10 protein-coding genes and 1 tRNA gene are annotated in these 11,631 nt (G+C 47.7%); 5 read left to right on the top strand and 6 right to left on the bottom strand.

Features of this window, described 5'->3' with window-relative positions:
- Window positions 1-197 (bottom strand): helix-turn-helix transcriptional regulator (locus tag Q0991_RS01105; protein ID WP_299484680.1); only part of this gene is annotated, 197 nt, incomplete at its 3' end.
- Between the two features lie 160 nt (window positions 198-357).
- Here Q0991_RS01105 and Q0991_RS01100 point away from each other — a divergent pair.
- Genes Q0991_RS01100 through Q0991_RS01090 form a run of 3 tightly spaced genes read left to right on the top strand, consistent with a single transcriptional unit; the run spans window position 358 to window position 3,111 of the window.
- A complete protein-coding gene (locus Q0991_RS01100) occupies window positions 358-2,043 on the top strand; it encodes an AAA family ATPase (protein WP_299484679.1) in 1,686 nt (561 codons plus the stop codon).
- Entirely contained in the window at window positions 1,961-2,836 is an 876-nt protein-coding gene (locus tag Q0991_RS01095; RefSeq protein ID WP_299484678.1) for a hypothetical protein, read from the top strand. The genes Q0991_RS01100 and Q0991_RS01095 overlap by 83 nt, the downstream gene beginning before the upstream one ends.
- Entirely contained in the window at window positions 2,833-3,111 is a 279-nt protein-coding gene (locus Q0991_RS01090) for a hypothetical protein (protein WP_299484677.1), read from the top strand. Before Q0991_RS01095 ends, Q0991_RS01090 begins: the two co-directional genes overlap by 4 nt.
- Window positions 3,112-3,114: 3 nt before the next feature.
- Here the strand turns inward: Q0991_RS01090 and Q0991_RS01085 are convergent, their stop codons facing one another.
- The 3 genes from Q0991_RS01085 to Q0991_RS01075 form a co-directional block, all read right to left on the bottom strand.
- Entirely contained in the window at window positions 3,115-4,299 is a 1,185-nt protein-coding gene (locus Q0991_RS01085; RefSeq protein ID WP_299484676.1) for a DUF3596 domain-containing protein, read from the bottom strand.
- Between the two features lie 174 nt (window positions 4,300-4,473).
- Window positions 4,474-4,545: transfer RNA gene (locus Q0991_RS01080), tRNA-Thr, on the bottom strand.
- Window positions 4,546-4,604: 59 nt separating this feature from the next.
- Window positions 4,605-5,690 carry a PIN/TRAM domain-containing protein gene (locus tag Q0991_RS01075; protein ID WP_299484675.1) on the bottom strand — a complete coding sequence of 362 codons (1,086 nt, stop codon included), beginning with the start codon at window positions 5,688-5,690 and terminating at the stop codon, window positions 4,605-4,607.
- 241 nt (window positions 5,691-5,931) lie between these two features.
- Between Q0991_RS01075 and hemW the strand changes: the two genes are divergently transcribed.
- Window positions 5,932-7,155: a radical SAM family heme chaperone HemW gene (hemW, locus tag Q0991_RS01070; RefSeq protein ID WP_299484674.1), complete on the top strand. Its 1,224-nt coding sequence runs from the start codon at window positions 5,932-5,934 to the stop codon at window positions 7,153-7,155.
- Window positions 7,156-7,216: 61 nt separating this feature from the next.
- On the opposite strand, the gene Q0991_RS01065 is transcribed toward hemW, so the two are convergent.
- Together Q0991_RS01065 and Q0991_RS01060 are read right to left on the bottom strand one after the other, a co-directional pair.
- Entirely contained in the window at window positions 7,217-8,482 is a 1,266-nt protein-coding gene (locus tag Q0991_RS01065) for an S-layer homology domain-containing protein (RefSeq protein ID WP_299484673.1), read from the bottom strand.
- 142 nt (window positions 8,483-8,624) lie between these two features.
- Window positions 8,625-9,851 (bottom strand): lipid-A-disaccharide synthase-related protein, encoded by a 1,227-nt coding sequence (locus Q0991_RS01060; protein WP_299484672.1) that lies wholly within the window; start codon window positions 9,849-9,851, stop codon window positions 8,625-8,627.
- 655 nt (window positions 9,852-10,506) lie between these two features.
- Here Q0991_RS01060 and Q0991_RS01055 point away from each other — a divergent pair.
- Entirely contained in the window at window positions 10,507-11,580 is a 1,074-nt protein-coding gene (locus tag Q0991_RS01055; protein WP_299484671.1) for a chlorophyll a/b binding light-harvesting protein, read from the top strand.
- Window positions 11,581-11,631: the final 51 nt, after the last annotated feature.

Genomic DNA, 11,631 nt, shown 5'->3' with positions numbered 1-11,631 from the left:
AGCCATTCGATATTGACCTCAAGCTTTTCAGCCAGTAACTCCAAATAGTTTCGAGCTGGTTCCGTCCCCGCCATCCATTTTCGGATCGTTCGGTCATTCACGCCGACCACTTTGGCGAGATGAGTTGCATTTTTATACTCATCCACCAAGATAGCCATTCGACCCGTAAAACTATCTGCATTAAAGACCTTACGCATGGGGTTATCCACCACTGACTCATGCCAAGAATTATATGACTATTCTGCATAAATATCCTTTTTTGAGATAGTACATATATACTGTTTAAAGAAATTACCTTTCTGCTGGTGTCCTACCCGTGAGGCTGCCTAGCAGATAGGTTTTGCGTTGAGCATATATATGTTTGAGATTCAAGACTTTATCAACTTCAACGCTAGCGGACGAGCGTACTGCCCTAGCTGCAGTCGTAAAAAGGGCCGTCGTCCATCCCAGAAAAGCTTGGCTTTGTTAGACAGTGGAGCGTACAAGTGCCATGCAGGCTGTACCCCCGAAGAAATCCGCGACAGCCTAGGCATAGAAAAATCTATAGCTAAGAATCAGGTAAATTCAGATCCACCGTTAGTTTATTATGCGAATCAACTGCAGGTGACTACCGATTGGTTGCTGAATGGCAATGATGGTAAACGAGGACAGGCGCAACAGTGGTTGAAGGATCGAGGGATTACTCCTGAGCTAATTCAACACTATCGTTTAGGTTTGGTGACCCATCATGGTCGAGCTGGAATTGTCATTCCTATTTCTGCAGATGATCAAGATACTCGTTACTACCGAAAGATCAGAGTTGAGCCTTGGAGCAATCGACCTGCTTGGTCGCAGAAGGGGATTCCAGCAATGGTCTACTTCACCCATCGGCCCCCAGGAGCAACTCAGACTTACCTATGTGAGGGGGAATGGGATGCGATCTTGTTGGGTTGGGCAATGCGGAGCTGTAAGACAATTGCTGTAGCCACGTTTACTTGTGGCTGCAATGTGGTTCCTTCTGCTCGACAACTGGAGCGTTTGCCGGGGCAGGTCTCTATTTTCTATGACTGTGATGCCCCTGGACAACAGGGGGCTGAGAAGCTGGCCAACCAATTGGGCAGTAGAGCCAGAATTGCTCAAGTTCCTTTTATTGGGACTGCTCCACCCCAAGGCTGGGATATTTCGGATGCTTTGAATGCTGGATGTAGTGTGGAGCAGATTCGGGCAGCGGCTCAGAAAGCTAAGAACCCTGTGAACACAGCCCATTCTGGACGACTGAGTTATGAGCAATGCCTAGAAGAAATTGAGAAAATTCTTCAGCTTGAAGACACAGCTCGTCAGCTCTGGGAACTGAATCGATTAGCGAAACGAACCGATCTTTCTGCTGCTCAGTTACGAAAGCTTTACCAGACTCGATTGGACTGCGCTCGTCCCTTTGCACCAATGGACGTGGTCGATTTCTTGGCTTGTGCGCCAGAAAATCGAGAATGGATTATTGCTGGCAAGATTCCCAAGGCCAGCACCATTGCATTGATTGCGGATGGAGGCACAGGTAAAAGTCGGCTGAGCTATGATTTGGCGTTTGCAGTGGCCTCTGGACAAACTTGGAATGGCTATCGCACGACTCAGGGCAAAGTTCTGATTATCCAAACCGATGAGCCGGATGTAGATTTCTCTGATTCCCTGCGAGATGCCAACTATGAGCAGTTTCAGCCAGGGATGGTTCAAGTGGAGACGGAGTGGCAATTCTCTCAACTGCCCCAACTCCAGCAGTGGATTGAGCAAGAGCGACCAGCACTAGTGATTATCGATTCCTTTACGGCAGCAAACCGGGCTAGTGAGCTAGCGGAGAAGGATACCAACTATGGCGCTTGTATCTATGACTTACGGAATATCGCCAATATCTATGGCTGCACATTCTTGATTCTTCATCACACGAACAAGCTGGGGGAGAGTCGAGGGACGACTGCTATTCCCGATAATGTCAGCGAAGTTTGGTATCTCCGTCACCCTAAGTCAGAAGACAGCTTGCCTGAAGACCAGCGAATCTTGGAGCATCAATAAATCTCGCAGTCGCTGTTCCGGCAAGTTTGTGATCAGCTATGACCCGGATGATTGTGTGATTGTCTATCACGGGGATTATCAAGGCACGCCCCAAGGGCAAGGGAATTTGGAGGGGCGATTACTGGAGCATTTTCAGCAGTCACCAGGGGTTCCATTTGAGGTAGCAGAACTAGCGGCCCACTTCTGCAGTAGCCAATCCCATATGCGCCGCCTGGTTAAGCGGCTGTGGCGACAAGGCCATATTACAGAAGAGATGCGAGAGGTGGAGGCGAATAATGGGCGAGGGGGGAAGTCTCGCAAAAAAGTCTTCGTGTCTCCCGAACTGGGTGATCAGATGACCAAAAGTCAGTCTGGGCATGGGGCGGTGTCACTTGACCAGGATTTACCTGAATCTGATCACATGATAAAAACAACGGTATATCAAGGATCTTTGTCAGGTGATCATCCATCTTGGGAGACAGGCGATCTGCAACATGAAGGGTTAGATCTTTGTTCTGAAAGTGAGAATGAGCTGCAAAACCTGTCAGACCACGGGCCAGTGTCATCTGATCATTCCAATCAGCACCCACGAGATCTATATATATGTAGCCCTGATAAAAATAGTCCTCCTCCAGAACTTAAACAAGGAGATTGGGTGGAACTATTGACGGGTTACTTTACGGGTCGCCAGGTGCAGGTGGTGGGGTTTCCTCGTAAAAAGCCTGGATGGGTGGAAGTCAAGGGTAAGGCTTGGCTGATCACAAAGGAATATCAACGCCAGGATGTACGACTGATTCGGAGGGCAAACGCATGACGTCTCCAGCTAATTCACAACCCGCCGTTTGGTGTAATAAGCATGAGGCTGCTACGATTGTTGGCCTTTCAGAATCCAGCTTGAAAAAACTTCGCTTAAACAACCAGTTGGTTGAGGGCATCCATGGGGTTCGGTATTCCAGTCGCTGCGTCCGCTATAACGTCGAGTTGCTGAAGGACTGGGCTATGAATCGAAATAATACCCAGCTCCATAACCAAGCGATCGCAAATCATCTCAGTGCGCTGCCGTCCTATCAGTTGCCCGGCTCTGACTAGGGATTACACTTCGGTCGGTCTCAAACTCTCCAACTGGAGTTTGTCCAAGTATTTCTCTTCGATCACTTTGCTGGAATTACCAACCCAACGGGCAATGGTTGTAGAGGAATTACCGTGAACAGCTTGGAGTGTGATAAAGGTATCTCGACAGTTGTAAGGAGTCATCTTAATCCCATCTTTTACTTGCAGGTTCAGCGTGGTCAAGATCTTATTCCAAGCTCGATCCTTAAAATTGCTGGGACGAATAATTCCGCCTTTCGGAGATGGAAAAACTAGTGCATCCGGCTGGGGATTTTCAGGACGAATAGAACATAGTAGTTTCTGCAGTTTGGGTGTACAGCTGAACCATCGCTGTACACCTGTTTTGGTTTCCTCTCGGCGAACTAACTTACCAGATACTTCTACGATGCTTTCGTGGAAATGAATGCGATCGCAGGTTTTGTTAACACTTTCCCAGCGGAGTCCAATCGCTTCGCAAGGACGACAACCACTCCAGAACAGGAATTTAACAAAGGGGGCGTAATGCTGATAGTTAATTCCTTTCCCTTGATGTTCTTCAAAGGCAGTGATGATGCGATCTCGTTCTTCTACTGTGAAAGCAATGGGTGGAGGGGGCGTAGTTGCTTCTAATTCTTTGTACATTCCATCAAAGGGATTGGCCTCAATCAGGGAATGCTTCATTGCCCACTTACAAGCTGCCGACAACTGCATCAAGGTTCGTCGGGCTTGAGATTGGGTTGTTGCTTGCAGTAGTTCTAGCCTGAATTTCAAGGCATCTTCTAACCCATCGGTTGAGCATCTGCCTAGGTGAGCGGTGACAGGCTCATAGTTTCCATTCAATGTTTTGGGCGATGCTTGGGGCGCTTTGTAATTTAGGTACTGACTCCATAAATCAGTCAAAGTCAATTTGGGCTCGGTAATGTTCACGACCTTTTCTGGGGTTGTGAGTGCCGATTGAACCTTATATTTTTCTAGGTTGTCAGGATCGAACTCTCCGAAGGCGATATCACGCTCAACCTCTAAGGCTTTATCTTGTGCTTGCTTGCGATTGAAAGGGGTATCCCCTAAGCCAGTTGAGACAAAATAACGTTTGCCTCCAAAACTGAACACGATTTGTAGGCGATTGTTGCTGCAGCGGATCTGCACACTGCCCGTTTTGGCCTTCTTACGGCGTTTAGTGGAGTACATGTACTTGAGATAATTTGATCGACAACTCTACTATTTTATCTCAATCTTTATCTCAATCTGTACCCTAAACAGGTCTAACGGTACCCAACTAGGCCCAATAAAAAACAGAGGACTGCTCGTGAAACGTCCTCTGAAAGCCTTGACTGATGGTTGAAAACCTTGGTTTTTGTAGGAAGCCGATGATGCGATTTGAACGCACGGCCGCTCGATTACGAATCGAGTGCTCTACCACTGAGCTACATCGGCATGAAATTGGAAAATCCAGTATATCAGGTTGTTCAGTGCTAGTAACAGATTCCTGAAAATCAGGCCCAAGCTGTTTGAGGACGGGCAAAAATCATCCGCCCGGCTGAGGTTTGCAGGGCGCTGGTTACGACCACGGGAACCTCGTCACCGATATGGTCACGGGCTTCTTCCACTACGACCATGGTGCCATCTTCTAGGTAGCCGACACCCTGTTCAGGTTCCTTGCCTGCCTTAATAATCTTGAGGTCTAGGCTATCACCCGGAAGATAAATAGGTCTGAGGGACTTGGCTAGATCATTAACGTTAAGAACCTGAATATTTTGCACACTCGCAACTTTATTGAGGTTGTAGTCATTTGTAACCATAGAAGCATTGATATCCAGGGCTAAGCGCACCAGTTTAGCGTCTACAGTCGCAACATCCTTGTAATCAGCGGGATGTATAGTGATCCGATCTGGATATTCTGTTCGCAAGCGGTTGAGTATATCTAATCCACGTCGTCCTCGGGCACGCTTTTGGTCGTTGCCTGCATCAGCTAAGGTTTGTAGTTCTTGCAAAATAAAACGAGGCACTAAGATTTGACCATCCAGAAATCCGGTCAGTAACAGCCCCTCGATGCGACCATCAATAATGCAGCTCGTATCTAAGACTTTCGTGGGGGAGGGTTGTAGCGTTCCTTCCGCCATCAGTATAGTTTCAATGGAATTAGGATTGATCAACCGTAAAATCGTCTGACCATGAATATCAGCCAGCGTTAATCCCAAAAATGCAAAGATCAGGCTCCCTAGAACCGCTGCAGTGGGCTTGATAAAAGCAAACTCCCGGGGTAAGGGAAATAGAAAAATGGGGGCCAGCATAAGATTGGCAACCAGGAGTCCCAAGCACAAACCTGCAGAACGGCTAAGTAAGACATCTGTGGGTAAGGCCTTAATCTTCTTCTCGATGCGACGGCAGGACACCTGAGCCGCAAATCCAATCGCAAAGCTAAGAAAGGCGCCAAAACCCGTAATTACCCATCGAAGTCCTTCAATATTAACCCCTTCCAACTCAGTTGGGGTCAGTAAGTCAGGGAGTAGATCGACGCCTCGAAAACCAACTGCTGCACCAACAGCAATGAAGGTCAAGATGATAAATAGGTCTAGCATTGTCCTAGCTTATCGTTGAATAGGGGGACACTCTCTAGTAAAGGGGTGATGAGAGAGTGAGCGGCATCGAAGTGTATGCTATTTTTTCAGAGGAAAATAGCCCTAATCATTATTATAGTGTCGTTAATTCAGGACCTTACAGCGTTTTTTCCCTTGTCCTCAAAGATTCACTTAAAATACATAAACCTAGATTTACGTTGTGGGTAAAACAGTCTAATTTGATCTTGAGGCAATCCAGTTTGTGAGCACTGTTCAACCCTTACTAACTCCTAAGATTGTTAGCCACTGGCCCACCTCGGCCTATATTCATATTCCGTTTTGCCGAAGACGATGTTTTTATTGTGATTTCCCGATCTCGGTGATTGGAGACCACAAGCGAGGCGAGACCTCTCTGGCTATTGGCCAGTATGTTGATCGCTTATGCCAGGAAATTGAAGTCACCTTGTCAGGTCCCGATCCCCTAAAAACGGTCTTTTTGGGCGGGGGGACGCCTTCACTTTTATCTGCTCAGCAGTTAGAGCAGACTTTGTGGGCGTTGGAACAACAGTTTGGCTTTGCGCATGGGATAGAAATTTCGATAGAAATGGATCCAGGGACGTTTTCCTTGCCGCTGATGCAGCAATTCAAAGCATTGGGGGTGAACCGGGTCAGTTTGGGGGTTCAGGCTTTTTCTGAAGCGTTATTGCAGGCCTGTGGTCGTTCCCATCGCGTGACGGATATCGATGATGCGATCGCAATTCTCCACCAAGCCAGCATCACGAATTTTGGCCTGGACTTAATCTCTGGCTTACCCAATCAAACGCTTGCACAATGGCAAGCCAGTTTAGAGACAGCCATTGCCCTAAAACCCACCCATCTCTCTACCTATGATTTAGTCATTGAACCCACTACGGTATTTGGGAAAAAGTATCAGCCTGGAATGCAGCCGCTGCCTTCAGATGAGACCGCAGCCCAGATGTATCGTCTGGCGACGTCCACTCTAACCGCTGCAGGGTATGACCATTATGAAATCTCCAACTATGCTCGTTCAGGCCATACCTGTCGCCATAATCAGGTTTATTGGCGCAATGGTCCCTATTACGGTTTTGGGATGGGAGCGACCAGCTATGTACAGGGGCAAAGAATTAGTCGCCCCCGCACTCGCAAAGACTATAGGAGTTGGGTGCAGAGATTAGTCATTGCGCAGGGGCAGATGGACGGTCAGGTGAGTACTGCACAAGACATTCTTTTAGAAACATTGATGATGGGACTCCGACTGGCGGAGGGGGTCTCTCTGACAACATTGCAGACCATTGCTGATCCAGCATCAGTGGAGACGCTCCTACACTGCTTAGGACCTTACCAGCAGCAGGGCTGGGTCCAGTTACCCGAGCCAGAAGATGATGCCATCCGTTTAACGGACCCAGAAGGTTTTCTCTTCTCTAACACGATTCTCACGGCGATTTGGCAGGCTTTGGACCCCTAATTTTTCTTCCAGCTCTTGCGAATCAAACGTTCTCAACAAGAGCTGGAAGCGTATGGCTGCTCTAACTGGTTAAATCCAAGCTCGATTGTAGGGTGAGCTCTAAGGCTGCAGGATCAACCACAATCACACTGTCTTTAGGCGCAGAGGGAGTAGTTACACCACCACTGAGCAAAACGCCTGTGAGTAAACTGCCTAAGTTAAACCCACTGCCAAGGACAGAATTAAGGATGGTTCGCCCCGCTGCAGTACTAACTGCGCCCCGAATATCTCCTGGTTTGACGGATTGACGAGAAACAGCGACTTGCGGATCAGAATTTGCCCGAATGTTGTAAGTGCGAGTACCGACCTTTAGCGTTTTAGCCACAAACTGAGTTCCCGGCGTTGTGCCAACATTAACAGGCACTAACGTTCCTTCGATCAGACTCCCTTTAGGGATGAGTACCGTACCAGCAGTGTTAGCAATGTCTTCTGCCACTTCTAACTTTGTATCCACAGTTTCTCCGGGTGCAACAATCAGGTTGACTTTGTTAGGCCCTGGATAACGAACGGGAATCTTTGAACCCAAAGCAAGAATACTACCCGTATTGGTGGGTGGACTGGGTTTCGATGGGGAAGAGGTACCGTCTAGGTTGACAATGTAATTATTGGCACGAGCCTTGTCAGGGATGGGATCCAAATCACCTTGATCAACTAATGCTTGGTAGACAAAGGCCGCAATTTCGGCTCGGGTGGCTTGCTGATTCGGATTCAGAAAGTTGGCATTGGGGTAGTTAACCACTAGGCCCGCTTCAGTCGCTGCCGTTACGCCTTTGTCGGCATATCCTGGGATATCTGCAGCATCCCGATAGGTTGCTAAAACTTCATCCGTGGGGGCATCCGGTTCTAACTCCAAACCACTGGCTAGAGACACGAGGGCTTGGACCTTGGGAATTCTCTGATTGGGCTGAAAGAGATTCCCCGGGTAGCCGGACATAAAGCGGGTGCTATAGGCTTTACTAATCGCGGGTTGAGCCCAGTGATTGCTGGGGACATCGGCAAAGCCACGGTATTGACGGGTGGACTCACGGTCAAAGGCTTGACGGACAATGGCTGCGAATTGAGCCCGAGTGACGGGTTGATCTGGCTTGAAGGTGCCATCGGGAAACCCTTTAATCACATTTTTCTCGGCTAATTTTTCGATAAATGGGCGAGCCCAATACCCCAGGCTAACGTCGGAGAAATTGGCTTGGGCAAATGCAGGGCGTTCAGAGAAGACGGGAGCAATGGCGCTGATCGATACGCCGCAAGCCAAAGCAATTCTAGAAAATCGCGGGGAAACATGCAGCATGCTAAGGACCTTCCTAAATCAGTGATTAAAAAATTGACGGTTCTTTCCCTTGAGTATCGAAGGGATCGGTCTAGAAACGAAAAAGATTGAGATTTATTTTATTTTTCTATAAAAAATAAATACTCCTATTACAGTTTTTCTGCTAAGACAGCGAACAAGGGTTTGAGCAATCTAACAAACCGGTTTGCAGGGTTTGAGCAATCTTTTTTGATGCGCCTGGAGTTCCCATGCGGCAGTACCCATTCTCGATCCAAGCTTGCGGCTGTGAGCATTTTTCCTGAACGGCGGATAGCATATGGGGCAGATCTACAGGATCTTTGATCAAATAAATTGATGGTCCCAGTAGCTGAGCTTGGGTCTTGGCAAATTGAGCGGTAAACTGCGGACCTGAACCTGGCATCGTAATTACGGGTTTCCCCAAGCCCACGGCTTGTTCAGTCGCGGTGCCAGCCATCGCTAGCACAACATTAGCGGCATGCAAACAGTCCCTAAAACGATCGGGGAGAAGCCATAAAGTAGCTTGCTGCTGCTGGTGGTAGTAAGAATATGGAGCGTTCGCTGCAGTGGTCCAACCATATTTCACCAATGTAGTTTGGAATGGAGCCAGATCAAGACCGGGTGCGATCGCACCTAAAAACACGTACTTCTGTTGAGCTTTACTTAATCCCGTGATCGCTGAGATCATCAATTGCCAATTGGCATAGACTTCAGGAGCATGAGACCCCGGTAACAGCAATATTCTGCAACCGGGTGGTACCTCCGGTAAGTTCCCTGGGGGATCCAACTCATCCATCATCGGGTTGCCACAATCGAAAACGGGGATGGACCACTGTTGTAAGTGGGTTGCTGTGATGCGATCGCGGGGGAATACCCCCCGACAGCGATCATGGGCCATGAGCCACCGCTCCCAGGGCCAATAAATGGAGGATCTGAAACGGGACAGATGATGATCGTGATAATATTCAGACTTAGCAGTCCCCACAAAGGCATAGGGCAAACCACTCCACCAAGCCAACATCAACGGCACAATGTCCCCAACAGCCAAAACCTTCCCGCCCGTTTGAGACCACTGCCAAACGGCATTGATTTGCTGCAGCGTTAAGTTAATCCATCCATCCTGGAGGTCTTGGCCAAACTGACGTCCCCAAAAACCTGCCGATGAAAAATTCTTACCCTTGACCAGTAAAGAGATATTCTGGGCTCGGTAAGCAAGACCCATACCCACAACCGGTAACGCATCAATAGAGAGGGGTGGCCTGGATTGTTTCAATGCTTGCAGGATACGAGCAGCAACTTGATCTTCGCCATGCCCATTGCTAATCACTAACAGGGTTACGTTTCTGCCTGGAACGCGCTGAATAAACTTCAAAATGGGCCACGTCTCCCGTCAACATCGACAGTGGACAAACTTTGGGATGTAGAGATGGCTTAACCAAGAGCCACGGGTAAGCGTCAGGCCGAATCCACGGCAACCATTTGCTGGACTTTGACGCAGAGGTTTAAAAATATGGATCTAAACCCTCAAGGATATCCTGCATCTGTTGGGTAGATGGATCCCAATCAATAAAACATAGGGCCAATCTGAGTGTGCTTCATAAAACATTACAATCTGTTACTTCAGGTACAAAATCTTAGTACTGAAGATGTTAAAAATTAAGTAGTCTTAAGCATTAACCCGATCTCAGCCCTCAAAAAGCTGGAAGGATAAGTGCCGTTTGATCCTGATATTCCATGGGGAATTGGGTGGTGATAACGGATTGAATGCATTATGCAGGGTATACTTGAGCTTCAATTGGCTGGTTAAATAGTGGGTTTCCCGCGTTTGCTGGTTCCTTACGAGTTGCCTCAATACTCAAGACCTAATGGATAAATTCCAGAACTGCTTGTTGTACTGGGCGCAGCATCGTAACATTATTTCATCCGCCTGTTTAAGATAACTGCATTTTTCTGTGACATAAGTTTTATCAGGCGAAATTTTATAGAGTCGTTTTTCCTCAAAACATTATCCTTTTGGAATAAAGAAAATGGCAACAAAAGTCGATACTGCTCCTGAATATCCGTGGTATGCGGGCAATAGCCGCCTCGAAGATCCTGCTGTTCAAGGTAAATGGTTGGCTGCTCACATCGCTCAGATTGCTCTTATTGTGTTCTGGGTTGGGCTCAACACATTTTCTGAGAACCAAGCCTTTGATACAAGCCTCCCAATGTTTGACCAAGGATTAGTTTTAATCCCTCATTTGGCTGCGTTGGGTTTTGGTGTTGGTTCGGGGGGTGTTGTAACGAATACCTTCGTTTTCACACAAGTTGGTGCCATTCATATGGTGTCAAGCTTTGTGCTGTTTGGAGGTGCTTACTTCCATGCAAAAATTGGCCCCACCGTACTAGCGGATGGTGGTCGTGGCAATACGGATCAATTTGCATTCTCCTGGGATGATCCGAAGAAACTCGGGTATATCCTGGGTCACCACCTCGTCCTTATTGGATCTGGTGCATTGCTATTTGTTCTGTGGATGAAGTTCCACGGTATTTATGATCCAACCATTGGTGAAGTTCGTACTGTTGCTGCTCCTGGATCTACCATTGGCGATGTGATTCTCAAGTACAACTGGTTTACCCCTGGCTATAACTGCTTCTTTGTGGACAACTTAGAGGACTTGGCTTCTGGTCACCTATTTATTGGTTTAGTGGATATTGCCGGTGGTATTTTCCACATCAATGTTGCTCCTTTGCCCTGGTCCAAAGTCGTCAATAAGTATACCTACTCTCCCGATGGTCTTTTAGGGACTGCGATTGGTGGTCTCGCTCTGATGGGATTCATCTCCACTTATTTCTGTGCAGTGAATACCCTTGTTTATCCTGTAGAGTTTTTTGGTCCTGCCCTAGAAGTGAAGTTTGGGATTGCTCCTTATTTCAAGGACACCGCTGATCTCGCCGACGGGTTCTATACATCCCGCGCTTGGTTGGCCAATATCACTTACTATCTTTCTTTCTACATGTTGCAAGGTCACCTCTATCACACCTTGAAAGCAATGGGCTTTAAGTTTGAAAATATTCCTAGCCTAATTGCTCGTGATGTGAGCAGTGGTGTGGTTGTGTAACTTGACCCATTACTGAGTTAGCTTTTCAAAGCTGCTGGTTTCAATAGCCAG

This window comes from Acaryochloris sp. IP29b_bin.137 (assembly GCF_028285745.1).
Classification (GTDB): Bacteria; Cyanobacteriota; Cyanobacteriia; order Thermosynechococcales; family Thermosynechococcaceae; genus Acaryochloris.
Note: the sequence above shows the minus strand (reverse complement) of the source record. Positions and strands in the feature narration are given on the sequence as shown.

What these genes read in the sequence shown, in the direction of transcription:
- Q0991_RS01100 (WP_299484679.1), top strand. Translation starts at nt 358, where the DNA reads ATGTTTGAGATTCAAGACTTTATCAACTTCAACGCTAGCGGACGAGCG.
- Q0991_RS01095 (WP_299484678.1), top strand. Translation starts at nt 1,961, where the DNA reads ATGTCAGCGAAGTTTGGTATCTCCGTCACCCTAAGTCAGAAGACAGCT.
- Q0991_RS01090 (WP_299484677.1), top strand. Translation starts at nt 2,833, where the DNA reads ATGACGTCTCCAGCTAATTCACAACCCGCCGTTTGGTGTAATAAGCAT.
- Q0991_RS01085 (WP_299484676.1), bottom strand. Translation starts at nt 4,299, where the DNA reads ATGTACTCCACTAAACGCCGTAAGAAGGCCAAAACGGGCAGTGTGCAG.
- Q0991_RS01075 (WP_299484675.1), bottom strand. Translation starts at nt 5,690, where the DNA reads ATGCTAGACCTATTTATCATCTTGACCTTCATTGCTGTTGGTGCAGCA.
- Q0991_RS01065 (WP_299484673.1), bottom strand. Translation starts at nt 8,482, where the DNA reads ATGCTGCATGTTTCCCCGCGATTTTCTAGAATTGCTTTGGCTTGCGGC.
- Q0991_RS01055 (WP_299484671.1), top strand. Translation starts at nt 10,507, where the DNA reads ATGGCAACAAAAGTCGATACTGCTCCTGAATATCCGTGGTATGCGGGC.